Origin of the sequence: Williamsia sp. MIQD14 (assembly GCF_051025635.1) — a bacterium.
In the GTDB taxonomy this organism is placed as follows: Bacteria; Actinomycetota; Actinomycetes; order Mycobacteriales; family Mycobacteriaceae; genus Williamsia_A.
This window is the reverse complement of record NZ_JBPFDG010000003.1, coordinates 375,603-391,835: the sequence shown is the minus strand read 5'-3', so window position 1 is coordinate 391,835 and position 16,233 is coordinate 375,603. Positions and strand designations below refer to the sequence as shown.

Below are 16,233 nucleotides of genomic sequence, written 5' to 3'. Positions count from 1 at the left end.
GTCATCGAGGGGGTTTGCACCGAGAGTTCACCCGGGCGAGGGGTCAGCGACCGAGCTCGTCGAGCAGCGCGGGGAGATCGGCGACGGAGTCGATCACGTGGTCGGGTACCGGCCCGAACTCGTCGGCCTGCAGTTTCTCCAGCGCCGACGCCCGGAATTTGCCGGTGCGCACCAACACTCCGATCATCGCCGACGCCTGTGCGCCGAGGACGTCGTTGTGCATGTCGTCGCCGACCATGACCACCGACGTCGGTTCGAGTCCCATCATCTCCACCGCCGAGCGGAACCCGATGGGCGACGGCTTGCCGATGGCCCGGATGGAGGCGCCCGCAGCCTTCTCCAGACCCTCGAGGTAGACGCCGGTGTCGATGCGGACGCCCTGCTCGGTCGACCACGTCATCGAGCGGTGCATCGCGATCACCGGCACGTCGGCGATCATGAACTCCAGCACCCGCGACATCGCGTCGTGGGTGAATTCCGGTCCCGCACCGCCGAGCACGACGATCTCGGGGTCGTCGTCGGGATCGGTCACCACCTCCACGCCGGTCAGGTCGGCGGCGATGGCGCCCTTGTTGAGCACCCACGCCCGCTTGCCCGCATGATTCGCCCGCAGGTATTCGCCGGTCAGGCGGGCCGCGCTCAGGATCTCCTCGGCCTCGACGGCGAACCCGCAGTCGCTCAACGCCTCCGCGATCTCGGCACGTGATCGCGACGTCGTGTTGGTGAGGAACATCCGTGGGATCCCGCGTTCGCGCAACGCCTCCAGCGCATCGACCGCGCCCGGCAGCGGACGCCACGAGGTCACCAGTACCCCGTCGATGTCCAGCAGCAGCCCGATCGTCATGTGTTCTCAAGCTAGTCGTCTCCGCGGGGGGTCGCAGCACGTGGGGATGGCATCCTGAGGACATGGCCGACAACCCCACCGCAGATGTTCCCGTCGACGTCACCGACGAGCTGATGGCCGCGGCGCGTTCCGATCTCGCCGAGTTGGTGTCGTACGCATCGGTACACGGCTCCCCGTCGCACCGCGACGCGTGCGCCGGGGCCGCCGAATGGGTCACCGCGGCGTTCGCCGAGGTGGGTGTCCCGTGCGAGGCGATCGAGACCTCCGACGGCAGTTCGGCGGTCATCGGTCACCGTCCGGGCCCGGACGGCGCGCCGACGGTGTTGCTCTACAGCCATCACGACGTGCAGCCCGCCGGCGCCGACGACCTCTGGCATTCGCCGCCGTTCACGCTCACCGACCGCGACGGCCGGTGGTTCGGGCGCGGCGCAGCCGACTGCAAGGGCAACGTCGTCGCCCATCTCACCGCGCTGCGGGCACTGGCGTCGCATCCCGGACTCGACGCGCTGGGCTGCGGGATCCGCGTCGTCATCGAGGGTTCGGAGGAGGCAGGCGGCGAGGGGCTCGACCACCTGGCCCGCGAGCGACCCGAGCTGTTCGCCGCCGACATGATCCTCATCGCCGACACCGGCAACGTCGCCGTCGGCGCACCGACGCTGACGACCAGCCTGCGCGGCGTCGCGAACCTCAAGGTCACCGTCGCCACGCTGGGCTCCGATGTGCACTCCGGACAGTTCGGTGGCGCGGCACCCGACGCCCTCGCCGCACTCATCGCCGGACTGGCGAGCCTGCGCGACGCCGACGGCAACACCACCATCGACGGGCTGGCCGCCGATCAGACGTGGTCGGGTGTTCCCTACGGTCGCGACGTCTTCGCCTCCGACGCAACGGTTCTCGACGGTGTCGAGGTGATCGGTTCGGGCGCCCCGGCCGACATGGTGTGGGCACGGCCGGCGGTCACCGTCATCGGCCTCGACGCACCGTCGACGGCGAACTGCGCCGCGGCGATCGTGCCCACCGCCTCGGCCGTGCTCAACCTGCGCGTGCCACCGGGCATCGATCCCACCGCCGCCCGCGACGCCCTCGAGGCCCACCTGCGTCGCGCCATCCCCTGGAACGCACGGGTGACGATCGAACCCGAGGCGGTCGGGGCGCCGTTCGCCGCGTCCACCGACGGCCCCGGTTACCGCGCGCTCACCGCGGCCATGGCGGCGGCCTACGGGGCCGACGTCGCGCACTCCGGGCAGGGCGGGTCGATCCCGCTGTGCACCGTGCTCGCCGAGATCTGTCCCGACGCCGAGATCGCACTGCTCGGCGTGGAGGAGCCCCGGTGCCGCATCCACGCACCCGACGAGAGCGTCGCACCCGACGAGATCCGTCGCACCGCGTTGTCGGAGGCGTTGTTCCTCGCGTCGTACGCGTCGTGAGCACACGCGAGCACCACGACCACGGGCACCAGCACCTCGAGGACCCCGCGACACTGCGCTCGGTGGCCGACCACGCGCGCGCCGTCGCCGACCTGTTCTCCCCCACGCCCGTCGAGTCGGTCGCCATCGCCGACGCCCTGGGACGGGCGGTCGTCGACGACGTCCGTGCCGCGGTGAGCCTGCCCGGTTTCGACAACTCGGCGATGGACGGCTACGCCGTACGTGCCGCCGAGATCGCCGACGCCACCGCCGACACCCCGACACGACTAACGGTGACCGAGGACATCTACGCCGGGCGCACCGATCGGTTGCGCCTCGACCCCGACACCGCGCACCGCATCATGACCGGCGCACCGCTGCCCGAGGGCGCCGATGCCGTCGTCGCGGTGGAGGCGACCGACGGTGGTGTCGACGAGGTCGCGATCGCGACCCCGGTCGCCGAGGGCACCAGCATCCGGCGTGCGGGATCCGACATCGCCGCCGGCGACACCGCCCTGACCGCGGGGACCGTGCTGCACGCCTCGCAGGTCGGTCTGCTCGCCGCGCTCGGCGTCGCGCAGGTGCGGGTGCACGAACCGTTCCACGTGGTGGTGCTGTCGACGGGGTCGGAACTGATGGCGCCGGGGGTCGACCTCGACCACGGCCAGATCTACGAGTCCAACGGCGCGATGCTGTGCGCCGCGGTGCGTGAGGCCGGTGGGCGGGCGACGCCGGTGCACTTCGTCCCCGACGACGTCGAGCAGTTCCGTGCGCGTCTCGACACGATGATCACCGGTGGGGGTCGCGTCGATCTGATCCTCACCTCCGGCGGCGTCAGTGCCGGCGCGTACGAGGTGGTCAAGGACGCGCTGGCCGGGCACGGCGTGGAGTTCGTGAAGGTGGCGATGCAGCCCGGCATGCCGCAGGGCTGCGGCACCTACAGCGCCGCGGACGGGGTGTCGGTGCCGATCGTCACGCTGCCCGGCAACCCGGTGAGCGCGCAGGTGTCGTTCGAGATCTTCGTCCGCCCGCCGATGCGGGCGGCGATGGGCCTGCCCGCCGACCGCACCCGACGCCGGGCACGGCTCACCGACGACATGCGATCACCGCGCGGCAAAGAACAGTTCCGCCGCGGCGTGGTCGCCGTCGACGCCGAGGGGACCGCGTCGGTCCATCCCATCGGGCCGCCGTCGTCGCACCATCTCCGTTTCCTGGCCTCGGCGAATGCCCTCATCGACATCCCCGCCGACACCGACGACGTCGCGGCGGGCAGCACGGTCGAGGTCATCCTGCTCGAGCCGTGATGCTCGGGCATCGACCCGTGGGGCGCTGAGACGCCCTGTCACGCTCGGCTATCCTGAGCGCGTCCGCCGAACGCCGGCAGGCACCATCACAGACTTGTCGAGGGAGGGAGCAGCGGACGTGGCGAGACGGCCCCGCACTCCCGCTCGGACACCCACGGTCGACACCGACGAGGGGGCCGAGTCGCACCTGTTGGAGACCGACGGCATCGCCGTGCCGCCCGTCGACGGTGTGCTCACCGAGCACACCAGCGGCGCCGCGCACATCGTCGAACTCATCCGTCACACCGTCCCGCCGATGCACCCGGCGGGGATCCCCTTCGTGGCGGGACCGGCCGCCGTCGCGGTGCTGGCCCGCCGACACCGGTGGATCCGCCGCCCGGCGACCGCACTCGCGGTCGCGTCGGCGACCTTCTTCCGCCACCCCACCCGCGTGCCGCCGACCACGACCGGAGCGGTCGTGGCCCCCGCGGACGGCGAGATCACCCTCGTCGACACCGCGGTCCCCCCGGCCGAACTCGGTCTCGGCGATCGTCCGCTCCCCCGGGTCTCGACGTTCCTCAGCGTTCTCGACGTCCACGTGCAGCGGGTGCCGATCGCCGGCGAGGTCGTGTCGGTGACGCACACACCCGGTCGCTTCCTGTCGGCCGATCTGCCCGCGGCCAGCACCGACAACGAGCGCAACTCCATGCGAATCCGGACCGACCACGGCGTCGACGTGGGGGTCGTGCAGATCGCCGGTCTCATCGCGCGACGCATCGTCTGCGAGGCGCGCCCCGGCGACTCGCTCGTCCTCGGTGCGACCTACGGGCTGATCCGTTTCGGATCGCGCGTCGACGTGTACCTCCCCGAGGGCGTGACACCGCTGGTGCTGCCCGGTCAACGGGCCGTCGGCGCCGAGACCGTCTTCGCGAGCCTCACGTGATCGACGCCCGGCGGACGTCGGTGCGGTCGTCGCGCCGCCCCACCGGACGGCGCGCATCGGGTCGGGGCGCGTCGGGACGGGGCACCGCGGGTAGGCGACGCACCCTCCGACAGTCGGTGGCGCACAACCGCTCCCGCGTTCCCGATCTCGGCGGTGGCCGTCTGCTCGTGCCGTCGGCGCTGACCGTGCTGGCGATCTGCGCGGGCCTCTCGGCGGCCCGGTTCGCCCTGGACGGTCGTGTCGATCTCGCCGTCGGGATGATCGCCGCCTCGGCCCTGCTCGACGGGATCGACGGACGCATCGCCCGGTTGCTCGGCGCGACCACGAAGATCGGTGCCGAACTCGATTCGCTCGCCGACGCCATCAACTTCGGTGTCGCCCCGGCACTCACGCTGTACCTTCTGCTGCTGCGCGGCCAGGACACCGGCTGGGTGCTCGCGTTGATCTTCGTGTGCGCGGTGGTGCTCCGATTGGCGCGTTTCAACATCCTCGACGACACCGACGACGTGCCCGAGTACACGAAGAACTACTTCGTCGGCGTGCCCGCACCGGCTGCGGCACTCATCGCGCTGCTGCCGGTCGCGGCCGAGCAGCAGTTCGGCACCGGCTGGTGGACCTCGCTCGCCGCCGTCGGGACGTGGATGATGCTGACCGCCGCGCTCGCCGTGAGCCGCATCCCGACCGCGTCGCTGAAGACCTACTCGATCCCGCCGCGCGCGGTCGTGGGGCTGCTCATCCTCGTCGCGATCTGTGCCGCGCTGCTCGTCACGTTCCCGTACCTGCTGATGTTCCTGGTGATCGCGGCCTACCTGGTCCACATCCCGTTCGCGTGGCGCACCCAACGCTGGATCGCGTCGCGACCGCACACGTGGGATCAGGCCCCCTCCGAACGCCGCGCCGAACGTCGGGCCATGCGCGCGATCGACCGCAGTCGGCCGCAGAAGTCGCAGGCCAGGCTCGGACTACGGCGTCCCGAACGCCGCTGAACTCAGTTCTTCGAGACCTGGTAGAACACCGAATTCGGTCCGCCCGCCGCACCCGCGACACTGCCGACCTCGACGGTGTACGTCGTCGACGACCGCGTCGAGGTGAGCACCACCACCTGGTTCCCGCCGTCGGTGGTGCGCTGCACCTCGCGGTACCCGGCGTCGGTCAGTTTCTTCACGCCCGCGTCGAGCGCGGCGGCGATCGTGGACGAGCCCTGCACCGTGAGGTTCCAGCCCTCCGACGCCGAGCCGCCCGCCGACAGCAGCGCGCCGTCGATCAGCGGCACCTCGGCGCGCGGGAAGTCGGCGGGCAGCTGCAGTGCGCCGGCGGTGGAACTCTCCGCCTGCGACGAGGAGCCCGACCCGCATCCGGCCAGCAGCACCGACGCGATCACCATCATCAGCATCGCCACCCACCGCGTCGCCGTCACGCCGCGCCGTCGCCCCGGCCGACGCCGCTGTTGATCTGGGCCTGTCACCTGCAACCACGTCCTTTTGCTCCCCGTGCCGCCGGATCGGTCGGCCGTCGTCCTCGCCGGGGGAACCCTATCGCGGGTCGCGCGGTGCGGCGTCCCCCGAGCGGCACCGGTCCCCGTGCCGCCGGTAAGCTGGGAGAACGCAACCGGCGGTGTCACCGCCACCCGTTGCGTGACACCCCGCCCATCGAACGACGGAGTGCCTGGTGATCGCGACCCTGATCGCGCTGGTCCTCACGGCTCTCGCCGCGCCCGCGATCATCTCCTGGCTCGGCCGCCGTGGCTTCTACGTGCTCGCAGCAGCCCCTGCGGCGGCGATGGTCGGCGTCATCGTGGAGTGGCCGCGCGCGGGTGAGGCGCCGCGCACCGAGTCGATCCGTTGGGTCCCGGCGCTGCAGATGAACATCGATCTGCGGATGGACACCCTCTCGGCGATCATGTCGATCCTGGTGCTCGGGGTGGGCGCTTTGGTCCTCTGCTACTGCGCGGAGTATTTCGACACCGGAGAGACATCTCCCGGGGACGGCAGTCCGTCGGCACCGCGCATCCGGCGGCGCGTGGCCGGGTTCGGCGCACAGATGGTCGCGTTCACCGGGGCCATGTTCGGGCTCGTGGTCAGCGACAACATGATCGTGCTCTACATCTTCTGGGAGGCGACGACCGTCCTGTCGTTCCTGCTGGTCGGCTTCTACGCCCAACGCGCGACGTCGCGACGCGCCGCCACCCAGGCCCTGCTCGTCACCACCGCGGGCGGCCTGGCCATGCTCGCCGGCATCGTCATCCTCGGCGAACGGGCCGGCAGCTACCTGCTCTCCGACGTCATCGCGAGCCCCCCGACCGGCACCGCGGTCACCGTCGCGGTGGTGCTCGTCCTCATCGGCGCACTCAGCAAGTCGGCGATCGTGCCGTTCCACTTCTGGCTGCCGGGCGCCATGGCCGCGCCGACCCCGGTCAGCGCCTACCTCCACGCCGCGGCGATGGTGAAGGCGGGCATCTTCCTCGTCGCACGCCTCGCCCCCGGTTTCGGCGACCTCATGGCCTGGCAGATATCGGTGGTCGGCCTGGGCATGCTGACGATGGTGCTGGGCGGATGGCGTTCGCTGCGCGAGTTCGACCTCAAGCTGATCCTCGCGTTCGGCACCGTGTCGCAGCTCGGTTTCCTCATGGTGCTCGTCGGCACCGGTGACGCGAACGTCGCCCTGGCCGGCGTCGCGATGCTCGTCGCGCACGCACTGTTCAAGGCGTCGCTGTTCATGGTGGTCGGCGTCATCGACCACTCCACCGGCACCCGCGACGTCCGCAAACTGGCCCGCCTCGGCAGCACGGCACCGTCGCTGGCGGTGATCGCCGCGGTCGCCTCGGCGAGCATGGCGGGACTGCCCATCACCCTCGGGTTCGTCGGCAAAGAAGCGGCACTCACCTCGCTGCTCGACGTCGACGGGTTCGACGGATGGCAGGGACCGGTGTCGACCGCGGTGATCGTGTTCGGGTCGATCCTCACGATGGCCTACACCACCCGGTTCCTGTGGGGAGCGTTCGGACGCAAGGTCCGCACCGAGCCCAGCGCCGCGGTCGCGCGGATGCACCACCCGTCGATCGCGTTCATCGCCCCGGCCGGGATCCTCGCCGCGCTCGGTGTCGCGGCCGGGTTCGCCGCGGGCCCGCTTGGGTCGCTGTTCGAGCCCTACGCGAAGACCCTGCCCGCGAACGGACACGAACTCGAACACCTCGCCCTGTGGCACGGGTTCACCCTGCCGCTGCTGCTGACCGTGATCGTGATCGTCGGTGGTGTCGGGACGTTCGTCGTGTTGCGACGTCGTCGTCGTCGCCTGGGCTTCCACACCCCGCCGCTGGGCAACGCCGACCGCATCTACGACGCGGTGCTGCGCGGCGCCGACACCGTGTCACTGGCCCTGACCCGTGTCACCCAGCGCGGCTCGCTGCCGCTCACGCAGGGCGTCATCATGGTCACGACCATCGTCGTGCCGACCGTCGCGCTCCTGGTCGGCGCACGGAACCGGTTGGAGATCAACGGTTTCGACTCGTTCGCGCAGGTCGTCATCGGCGGCATCATGGTCGCCGCCGCGATCGCCACCACCATGCTCCGCAACCGACTGGCCGCGGCCCTCGTCGTCGGTGTCACCGGATACGGCTGCGGCATGATCTTCGCCTTCTACGGCGCCCCCGACCTCGCACTCACCCAGTTCCTCGTCGAGACACTCACGTTGGTCATCTTCGTGCTGGTCCTGCGCAAGCTGCCCGCCGAGGCCGAGGCACGCCACTCCACCGGGTTCAAGCCCCTGCGCGCGCTCATCGGGCTCGCGTTCGGCGCGCTGCTGGTGGTCATCGGCCTCTACGCCGCGGGCGCGCGCACCACCACCCCGGTCGCCGACGACCTGCCCAAGGCCGCCTACGAACTGGGCAACGGCGCCAACGCCGTCAACGTGCTGCTCGTCGACATCCGCGCCTGGGACACCCTCGGCGAGGTGTCGGTGCTGCTGGTCGCCGCGACCGGTGTGGCGTCGATGGTGTTCCGCCACCGGCGGTTCGGTGCCGCGCCGCGCGTCGCCGACGCCGCCCGCCTGCACGGCGCGGATCCCGGCGCCGTGGACGACATGCCCACCGCACGGACCACCTGGCTCCGCGGCAGCGAACTGCGCGACCCACGACACCGCTCGATGGTGTTGGAGGCGACGACCCGACTCATCTTCCCGACCATGGTCGTCGCGTCGATCTACTTCTTCTTCGCGGGCCACAACGCACCGGGCGGCGGGTTCGCGGGCGGACTCACGATGGGCATGGCGCTCGTGCTGCGCTACCTCGCCGGCGGTCGGTACGAGCTCGGCGAGGCCATCCCGGTCGACGCCGGTCGCATCCTCGGGCTCGGGTTGGCGTTGTCGGTGGGTACGGCGCTGGCGTCGGTGTTCGCCGGCGCGCCGGCCCTGTCGTCGGCGACGATCGAGCTCACGCTGCCCGTTCTCGGTGACATCAAGCTGGTCACCGCGCTGTTCTTCGATCTCGGGGTGTACCTCATCGTCGTGGGGCTGGTGCTCGACGTGTTGCGCAGTCTCGGCGCCCGTCTCGACATCGAGGAGACCTCGACGACCGCCGGACGCGCGTCGGCCGGGGCGGGGGCACGCCCGTGACCATCAACCTCGGACTGCTCATCGTCGCCGGACTCCTCGCCGCGTGCGGGGTGTACCTGCTGCTCGAACGCAGCCTCATCCGGATGCTGTTGGGGCTGTTGCTCGTCGGCAACGGACTGAACCTGCTGATCATCACGATCGCCGGTCGCGAGGGGAATCCGCCGATCTACGGTCGTTCGTCGGACCGCCGGACCGCCGACGCCGATCCGCTCGCCCAGGGCATGGTGCTCACCGCGATCGTCATCACGATGGGCATCGCCGCCTTCGTGCTCGCCCTCGCCTACCGGTCGTTCGTGATCAACACCGACGACGAGGTCGACGACGATCCCGAGGACCTCAAGGTCAAGAAGCAGTCGCTGTCGGAGGCGCCCGACCGCGACCGCAGCGACGACCCCGTGACCGGGGTCGACACGCGTTCGGGCGACATGTTCGACGACGACGGCACGCCGTTGTCGGCAGAGGAGATCCGTGAGCGCAAGCGTCGGCGCATCGAGGCCGACCTGATGCCCGAGGAGGTCGACGACGATGCCAACGACGACCTGATCCCGGACGATCCGGATCTGGCCGACGTCGATCCCGAGGACATCGCCCCGGACGCAGCAGATGACGGCTCGCCGGAATCGCCAGTCGCAGACGACGGCTCGCCGGAAGCGGGTGATCGGCGATGACCATCGACGCCGGCTGGTTCGCGACGCTGACCATCATCCCGACGCTGCTGCCCCTGGCCGGAGCGGCGCTGACCCTGGTGATGGGTCGCAGTCCCCGCATCCAGCGCGCCGTCGCCGTCACCGCCATCGGCGCGGCGTTCGTGGCGTCGTGTCTGCTGCTCTACCTCACCGACAAGTACGGCACCTACGCGCTGCACGTCGGCGGCTGGGACGGCAAGGGCTACACGAACGGGCCCTTGGGCATCACCCTCGTCGCCGATCAGCTCTCGGCGCTGATGTTGGTGGTGTCGACGGTGGTCCTGCTGTGCGTCGTCCTCTACGCCGTCGGGCAGGGCATCCGCGACGGGACCTCCGAGCAGCCGGTCTCGATCTTCCTGCCGACCTACCTCGCGCTGACCGCGGGCGTCTGCAACGCGTTCCTCGCCGGCGACCTGTTCAACCTGTACGTGTCGTTCGAGGTGCTCCTCGCGGCGAGCTTCGTGCTGCTCACCCTCGGTGCGAGCGCCGACCGTGTGCGAGCGGGTGTCTCGTACGTGTTGGTGTCGATGGTGTCGTCGCTGATCTTCCTGGCCGGCATCGGCTTCGCCTACGCCGCGACCGGCACGCTCAATCTCGCGCAGATGGCGGTCCGGCTGCAGGACATCCCCGACGGGACGAAGGGTGCGCTGTACGCGACGCTGCTGGTGGCGTTCGGCATCAAGGCCGCGGTGTTCCCGCTGTCGACGTGGCTGCCCGACTCCTACCCCACGGCACCGGCGCCGGTGACCGCGGTGTTCGCCGGGTTGCTCACCAAGGTGGGTGTGTACGCGATCATCCGGGCCCACACCCTGCTGTTCCCCGGCGGTTCGATGGACACGGTGCTGCTGGTGGCCGGTCTGCTGACGATGCTGGTCGGCATCTTCGGTGCCATCGCCCAGGCCGACATCAAACGTCTGTTGTCGTTCACGCTGGTCAGTCACATCGGCTACATGATCTTCGGCATCGCGCTGTCGTCGCGTTTCGGGTTGTCCGGTGCCATCTACTACGTCGCGCACCACATCCTCGTGCAGACGACGCTGTTCCTCGTGGTGGGTCTCATCGAACGTCAGGCCGGGTCGGCGTCGCTGCGCCGCCTCGGTGGTCTGGCCGCCAGTCCCCTGCTGGCCGGGCTCTTCCTCATCCCGGCCCTGAACCTGGGCGGCATCCCGCCGTTCTCGGGGTTCATCGGCAAGGTCGCGCTCATCGAGGCCGGTACGCAGGACGGCAGCGTGCTGGCGTGGCTGCTCGTCGCGGGGTCGGTCGTCACCAGCCTCCTCACGCTGTACGTGATGGCTCGGGTGTGGACGAAGGCGTTCTGGCGTCCCCGCGCCGACGCACCCGAGGGCGATCTCGCCGACACCGGTCCCTCGGCGCTCGTCGAGGAGGAAGGCGACATCGCGTTCGGTGACCGTGCCGACGTCGGCCGCATGCCGATCGGCATGGTCGTCCCGACGATGCTGATGGTCGTCGCCGGTGTCGCCCTGACCGTGTGGGCCGGACCCATCTTCGACTTCACGAACAACGCCGCGGCCGAACTGACCGACTCGAGTCTCTACCTCGACGCCGTGCTGGGAGGTTCCCGATGAGCGACGAACCCCGGCGCGAGATGGGACCGATCCCGGCGAAGGGGCCGGTCTACGGTCGGCTCCACCACGCCTGGCGGGTGTCGTTCTTCAGCATCGCCTGGGGGCTGGCCCGAGTCGTGGTGTGGGCGCGCTCGCGTGTGCACCTGCTGTCGTGGCTGGGTGGCGACGGTCGCGAGATCGCCGTCCGCCTGTGGACCATCGGGTGGCTCACCTTCGTGTGGGTGCTGCTGTGGGGCACGATCTCGTGGGCCAACATCCTCGGCGGTGTCGCGGTCGCGGTGATCATCCTGGCGTTGCTGCCCCTGCCGCGGGTGCCCGTCGAGGGACGTATCCACCCGGCCACGGTCGTGTTGCTGGTGGCCTACCTGATCCGCGACTTCTTCGTCTCGAGCGCCGAGGTCGCCTGGCTCGCGGTCCGTCCACGCCGACCACCGCTGTCGGCGGTGCTGCGTACGCGGTTGGCGATCAAGTCCGACATGGTGCTCACGCTGGCCGTCGACTACATCAACCTCGTCCCCGGCACGATGGTCGTCGAGATCGATCACCGCCGACGCCTGCTCTACGTCCACCTGATCGACGTGAGCAGCGAGAAGAAGGTGCGCGCGTTCTACCGGCAGATGGAGACCGTCGAGCGGTTGTTCATCCGGGCGTTCGAGCGCGACAGTGAATGGCATCCGAGTCCGTACCACGGTCTCGACGACGAGTTCCACGGCATGCCGCCCGTCCGCAGCGACCCCCGCGAGACGAAGGGCCCCGTGTCGGAGGCGAAGGGAGAACGGCGATGACAATCGTCTGGATCATCGCGGCGATCCTGCTTCTGGCGTCGGCGGTGATCACCATGGTCCGGGTGTTGTTGGGTCCCAACACACTCGACCGACTCGTCGCCCTCGACACGGTGATCGCGCTGGCCATGTGCAGCCTCGCCGGCTGGGCGGCCTACAGCCTCGACTCGACCGTGGTGCCCGCCATCGTGGCGTTGTCGCTGCTCAGCTTCGTGGGGTCGGTGGCCATCGCGCGTTTCCGTGTCCGCGACGACGTCGTGCGGGTGCATCCGGTGACCGGCGAACCCAGTACCGGACCGGAGGTCCGACGGTGACGACGAGTCCGGAGGTCCGACGGTGATCACCGATGTGGTGGTGGCGATCCTCGTGCTGAGCGGGTCGGTGTTGGCGTTCACGGCGTCGATCGGTGTGCTCCGCTTCCCCGACACGATGACGCGGATGCACGCGACGACGAAGCCGCAGACGTTCGGTCTGCTGCTCATCCTGATCGCCGCGATGATCCGTCTCGCGGGCAGCGTCGACTTCGGGATGCTCGTGCTCTCGGGGTTGTTCGCGCTCATCACCGCGCCGGTCGTCGCCCACCGGATCGGGCGCCTCGCGTATCAGGAGCAGCGGGTCCGCGACGATCTGATCGAACGTTCCGACGTGGAGTCGGGCTCGACGGACTGAACGGTTCTCCCGTACCGATCGGCATGGACATCATCGGTGCTCAGACCGTACGCGGTCGGCGCAATGCCCGAAATGCGTAGCAGATCGTGAGGATGTGTAACTTGTGTAGCTGCACACTTCCGAGGCCCCTCAACATGCGTTACTGTTCAGCTCACGAAATGAATCGCACGTGGCTATGGGGGTACGTGTGACGGAGCGGGGAGTACCACTGATCATGTCGACACCGAGCACCGATCTGGACACCACGGCCGCGTCGGGGGATCGCGCGCCGGGTCCGACCATCACCGTCGCGGGCCTTCCCGCATCGCGGTCGCTGTCGGACATCAACAAGTTGGCGACCCAGCTCGTCGGACACTTCGCCGACAACGTCGCCCCGTGCGGGACCCTGCCCGGCGAGCAACTGCACGGCGACGTCACCGCCGTCACCCAGACCTGTCTGCGGATGGCCATCGAGATCCTCGACGAGCAGCGCCTGCCCGGCGAGGAACAGCTCGCGCAACTCCGGGAGGCCGCCGCGCAGTGGGCCCGTGAGGGCGTGCCGCTCGACACGATCATCCACACCTACCACGAGGGCATCAAGATCGGTTTCGACCTGATCTCCGCCAAGGCCGGCGGCGACGACCTCGCCGACCTCGTCTCCGGTTTCCGTCTCGTGATGAAGCTGCTCGACACGTTCACCGTCACCGTCGCCACCGCGTACGTGGAGGAGCAGCGCCTCGTCGCCGGGCAACACCAGTCGGCGACGCAGACTCTCATGTCGGCGCTGCTGTCGGGGCACACCGCGTCGTCGGTGGCACGGCAGACCGGCCTCCCGGTCGCGCAGAGCTACCAGGTGGTGTCGATGACCATCGCGCCCCACCCCGACGAGCTCGATCCGCGGGTCAACACCAAGATCGCCGCGCGCCGCAAGCTGCGTCGCCTCCAGTCGTCGCTGGCGACCACGTTCAACTCGCGCGCGCTGACGCTGCTGAGCAACAACGGCGGCACGGTGCTCATCCCCGCCGACGCCGACATGCCCGTGCTGACCGGCGAACTGCTCGAGGACCTCGCGGCCGTCGCCGAGGCTCCCATCATCGCGACCCATTCGATCGGCACCACCGACCGCATCCCCGAACTCGCGTCGGAGAGCCACGAATTGATGGATCTGGTGCGCGCCATCCGCCGTCCGCCGGGTCTCTACGAGATGCAGGATCTGCTCATCGAGTACCAGATCACCCGTCCGGGTCCGGCGCGTGATCATCTCGCCTCGACCCTCGAGCCTCTCGACAACCACCCCGAGCTCCTCGAGACGCTGCGGGTGCACCTCGACACCGGGCTCAACCGCAAGGGCACCGGGCGCCGGATGCACATCCACCCGAACACCGTCGACTACCGACTCCGTCGCATCACGCAGACCACCGGGATCGACCTCGCCCTGCCCGAGGGCATCTCGCGGGCACACATCGCGCTCCTCGCGCGTGATCTCGAGCAGCAGGCCACCCGACCGACGGTCTGAGGGGTCAGCGACCGAGTTCGTTGACCACCGCGGTCACCACGTCACGCATGTCGCCGGTCTCGGCGAACACCGCACGCTGGCGCTGATACGAGCCGCGGCCGTCGATGATCGACGAGACCGAGGCGAGCTCGTCCACGCAATCGAGCCGTCGCGCAACGGGTTCGAGTCGCGCGAGGATGTCGGCGAGGTCGTCGGTGACGAGCCGCTCGTTGCAGTCGGCGTCCTGGATGATGACGGCGTCGAGGCCGTACCGCGCTGCGCGCCACTTGTTCTCCTGCACCAGCCACGGCGCCATCTCCCGCGGCAGGGTGCCCGCGGTGAGGCGGTCGTCGATGTCGACGACGAGGCAGTGGATCAGCGCGACGAGGGCCTCGAGTTCGGCGACCGTCGACACGCCGTCGCACACCCGGACCTCGACGGTGCCCAGGCGCGGTGAGGGGCGGATGTCCCAGCGCACCTCGTTGATGTCGTCGATGATGCCGGTGGTCTTCTGATCGGCGACGAACGCCTCGAAATCGGTCCACTCGGAGAACTGGAACGGCAGCCCCGCCGTCGGCAACTGCTGGAACATCATGGCGCGGTTGCTCGCATAGCCGGTGTCGGTGCCCGCCCACATGGGTGACGACGCCGACAACGCCAGCAGGTGCGGGTAGTACGCGAGCAGCGCGTTGACCACGGGCAGCACCTTGTCGCGGCGGTCGATGCCGACGTGGACGTGCACACCCCAGATCAGCATCTGACGACCCCACCACTGGGTGCGTTCGATCAGTTCGGCGTAACGCGGCGACTCGGTGAGCTGCTGGGTCGACCACTCGCTGTAGGGATGCGTGCCGGCGCCGAAGAGGTCGACGCCGATGTCGTCGGCGATGGTCCGCACCACGCCGAGCGTGTGCCGCAGATCCGCCATCGCCTCACCGGTGGTGGTACAGACACCGGTCACCAGTTCCACGGTGTTGCGCAGCAACTCCTGGTGGATCCGGTTGTCGAGGGAGGAATCCGCGAGATCCACAACCCGATCGAACAGCGCCGCAGCCGAATTCGAGAGTTCACCGGTGGTCTTGTCGACCAGGGCGAATTCCCACTCGACACCCAGTGTCGGTGCGGGAGAACCCCGGAACTCGATGGGGCTGATCACCCCTGTTCGATGACTCCGCAGGCGACGCGCGTACCGGCGTCACCGGTCGAGAGCGTCTCCTGATCGGGGGCGGGCGCGTAGCGCGTGGGGATGTTGGCGAAGTTGTCGGGACCCGAGTGGATCATGATCGACTTGCCGACGATCTGGCTCAGGCTGAAAGCACTGGTGGTGGTGACCGTCTCGCCGGTGCCGCCCTCGGTGACGTTGATCGACACGAGGTCGCCGCTCGCGGGATAGCCGGTGCGGCCGTCGACCTGGAAGTGCCCGCCCGCGGACAGGAACGCGCCGGGCGCACCGCCGGTGGGCGCGACGGAGTTGTTCTCGCACTTGCCCACCGCGTGGATGTGCAGGCCGTGGAAACCGGGGGTGATCGAGGAGGTGACCTTCACGTCGATCCGGACCGCGGAACCCTCGGTGGAGAAGGTGGCCTCGCCGACCCGCGCACCCCCGGGGCTGATGAGCGACGCGGTCAGGCCCGAGCCCGACGGCTCGGCGTTGCCCGACTCGGTCGGCGACGCGCCGGCCTCCCGCTCGTTGATACCGAGATTGTTCGGCGCCTGGTCACCGGTGACGACGGCGGGGGTGGTGCCCTGCTGCGAGCTGGGCTCCTCGCCCGGGCTGCACGCGGTGAGGACTGCTCCGGCGGCGACCGTGGAGGCGGCGAGCACGAGTGCGCGGCGCACACCGGCGTGGCGGAGGGTCGGCTGGAACATCATCGCGGAAGGTCTCCCTTGTTGTGATCGGGCGCGGGGCGGGCGCGTCGGGGAAATCATATCCGGCGTGCCGCGTACCGGGT

15 protein-coding genes are annotated in these 16,233 nt (G+C 69.7%); 11 read left to right on the top strand and 4 right to left on the bottom strand.

What is annotated here, in order from left to right; genetic code table 11:
• Positions 1 to 43 precede the first annotated feature (43 nt).
• Positions 44 to 844 (bottom strand): HAD-IIA family hydrolase, encoded by an 801-nt coding sequence (locus ACQ7HM_RS13345; protein WP_434216722.1) that lies wholly within the window; start codon positions 842 to 844, stop codon positions 44 to 46.
• A gap of 62 nt (positions 845 to 906) precedes the next feature.
• Between ACQ7HM_RS13345 and ACQ7HM_RS13340 the strand changes: the two genes are divergently transcribed.
• From ACQ7HM_RS13340 to ACQ7HM_RS13325, 4 genes are all read left to right on the top strand, one after another.
• Positions 907 to 2,271: a M20/M25/M40 family metallo-hydrolase gene (locus tag ACQ7HM_RS13340; protein ID WP_434216721.1), complete on the top strand. Its 1,365-nt coding sequence runs from the start codon at positions 907 to 909 to the stop codon at positions 2,269 to 2,271.
• A 53-nt stretch (positions 2,272 to 2,324) separates the two neighbouring features.
• Positions 2,325 to 3,554, top strand: a complete 1,230-nt coding sequence (gene moeA / locus ACQ7HM_RS13335) for a molybdopterin molybdotransferase MoeA (RefSeq protein ID WP_434216958.1) — start codon at positions 2,325 to 2,327, stop codon at positions 3,552 to 3,554.
• A gap of 211 nt (positions 3,555 to 3,765) precedes the next feature.
• On the top strand, positions 3,766 to 4,476 hold the full coding sequence (locus tag ACQ7HM_RS13330; protein ID WP_434216957.1) for a phosphatidylserine decarboxylase: 711 nt from the start codon (positions 3,766 to 3,768) through the stop codon (positions 4,474 to 4,476).
• Positions 4,473 to 5,462, top strand: coding sequence for a CDP-alcohol phosphatidyltransferase family protein (locus tag ACQ7HM_RS13325; protein ID WP_434216720.1), 990 nt, complete (start codon positions 4,473 to 4,475; stop codon positions 5,460 to 5,462). Before ACQ7HM_RS13330 ends, ACQ7HM_RS13325 begins: the two co-directional genes overlap by 4 nt.
• A gap of 2 nt (positions 5,463 to 5,464) precedes the next feature.
• On the opposite strand, the gene ACQ7HM_RS13320 is transcribed toward ACQ7HM_RS13325, so the two are convergent.
• Positions 5,465 to 5,941 (bottom strand): hypothetical protein, encoded by a 477-nt coding sequence (locus ACQ7HM_RS13320; protein ID WP_434216719.1) that lies wholly within the window; start codon positions 5,939 to 5,941, stop codon positions 5,465 to 5,467.
• Between the two features lie 203 nt (positions 5,942 to 6,144).
• Between ACQ7HM_RS13320 and ACQ7HM_RS13315 the strand changes: the two genes are divergently transcribed.
• The 7 genes from ACQ7HM_RS13315 to ACQ7HM_RS13285 all read left to right on the top strand — a co-directional run bounded on the left by ACQ7HM_RS13315 (position 6,145) and on the right by ACQ7HM_RS13285 (position 14,302).
• Positions 6,145 to 9,084: a Na+/H+ antiporter subunit A gene (locus ACQ7HM_RS13315; protein ID WP_434216718.1), complete on the top strand. Its 2,940-nt coding sequence runs from the start codon at positions 6,145 to 6,147 to the stop codon at positions 9,082 to 9,084.
• On the top strand, positions 9,081 to 9,752 hold the full coding sequence (locus ACQ7HM_RS13310; RefSeq protein WP_434216717.1) for a Na(+)/H(+) antiporter subunit C: 672 nt from the start codon (positions 9,081 to 9,083) through the stop codon (positions 9,750 to 9,752). The genes ACQ7HM_RS13315 and ACQ7HM_RS13310 overlap by 4 nt, the downstream gene beginning before the upstream one ends.
• Entirely contained in the window at positions 9,749 to 11,356 is a 1,608-nt protein-coding gene (locus ACQ7HM_RS13305) for a Na+/H+ antiporter subunit D (protein ID WP_434216716.1), read from the top strand. Before ACQ7HM_RS13310 ends, ACQ7HM_RS13305 begins: the two co-directional genes overlap by 4 nt.
• Positions 11,353 to 12,141: a Na+/H+ antiporter subunit E gene (locus tag ACQ7HM_RS13300; protein ID WP_434216715.1), complete on the top strand. Its 789-nt coding sequence runs from the start codon at positions 11,353 to 11,355 to the stop codon at positions 12,139 to 12,141. The genes ACQ7HM_RS13305 and ACQ7HM_RS13300 overlap by 4 nt, the downstream gene beginning before the upstream one ends.
• Complete coding sequence (locus ACQ7HM_RS13295; RefSeq protein ID WP_434216714.1) at positions 12,138 to 12,452, top strand: monovalent cation/H+ antiporter complex subunit F; 315 nt, start codon at positions 12,138 to 12,140, stop codon at positions 12,450 to 12,452. The genes ACQ7HM_RS13300 and ACQ7HM_RS13295 overlap by 4 nt, the downstream gene beginning before the upstream one ends.
• A gap of 22 nt (positions 12,453 to 12,474) precedes the next feature.
• A complete protein-coding gene (gene mnhG / locus ACQ7HM_RS13290; protein WP_434216713.1) occupies positions 12,475 to 12,807 on the top strand; it encodes a monovalent cation/H(+) antiporter subunit G in 333 nt (110 codons plus the stop codon).
• Positions 12,808 to 13,021: 214 nt separating this feature from the next.
• Positions 13,022 to 14,302 (top strand): PucR family transcriptional regulator, encoded by a 1,281-nt coding sequence (locus ACQ7HM_RS13285; protein WP_434216712.1) that lies wholly within the window; start codon positions 13,022 to 13,024, stop codon positions 14,300 to 14,302.
• A 4-nt stretch (positions 14,303 to 14,306) separates the two neighbouring features.
• Here the strand turns inward: ACQ7HM_RS13285 and ACQ7HM_RS13280 are convergent, their stop codons facing one another.
• Positions 14,307 to 15,434 (bottom strand): glutamate--cysteine ligase, encoded by a 1,128-nt coding sequence (locus ACQ7HM_RS13280; protein WP_434216956.1) that lies wholly within the window; start codon positions 15,432 to 15,434, stop codon positions 14,307 to 14,309.
• Positions 15,434 to 16,153, bottom strand: a complete 720-nt coding sequence (gene sodC / locus ACQ7HM_RS13275; RefSeq protein ID WP_434216711.1) for a superoxide dismutase[Cu-Zn] — start codon at positions 16,151 to 16,153, stop codon at positions 15,434 to 15,436. The genes ACQ7HM_RS13280 and sodC overlap by 1 nt, the downstream gene beginning before the upstream one ends.
• Between the last annotated feature and the right edge of the window lie 80 nt (positions 16,154 to 16,233).

What these genes read in the sequence shown, in the direction of transcription:
- ACQ7HM_RS13305 (WP_434216716.1), top strand. Translation starts at nt 9,749, where the DNA reads ATGACCATCGACGCCGGCTGGTTCGCGACGCTGACCATCATCCCGACG.
- ACQ7HM_RS13340 (WP_434216721.1), top strand. Translation starts at nt 907, where the DNA reads ATGGCCGACAACCCCACCGCAGATGTTCCCGTCGACGTCACCGACGAG.
- ACQ7HM_RS13295 (WP_434216714.1), top strand. Translation starts at nt 12,138, where the DNA reads ATGACAATCGTCTGGATCATCGCGGCGATCCTGCTTCTGGCGTCGGCG.
- ACQ7HM_RS13345 (WP_434216722.1), bottom strand. Translation starts at nt 844, where the DNA reads ATGACGATCGGGCTGCTGCTGGACATCGACGGGGTACTGGTGACCTCG.
- ACQ7HM_RS13285 (WP_434216712.1), top strand. Translation starts at nt 13,022, where the DNA reads ATGTCGACACCGAGCACCGATCTGGACACCACGGCCGCGTCGGGGGAT.
- sodC (WP_434216711.1), bottom strand. Translation starts at nt 16,153, where the DNA reads ATGATGTTCCAGCCGACCCTCCGCCACGCCGGTGTGCGCCGCGCACTC.
- ACQ7HM_RS13300 (WP_434216715.1), top strand. Translation starts at nt 11,353, where the DNA reads ATGAGCGACGAACCCCGGCGCGAGATGGGACCGATCCCGGCGAAGGGG.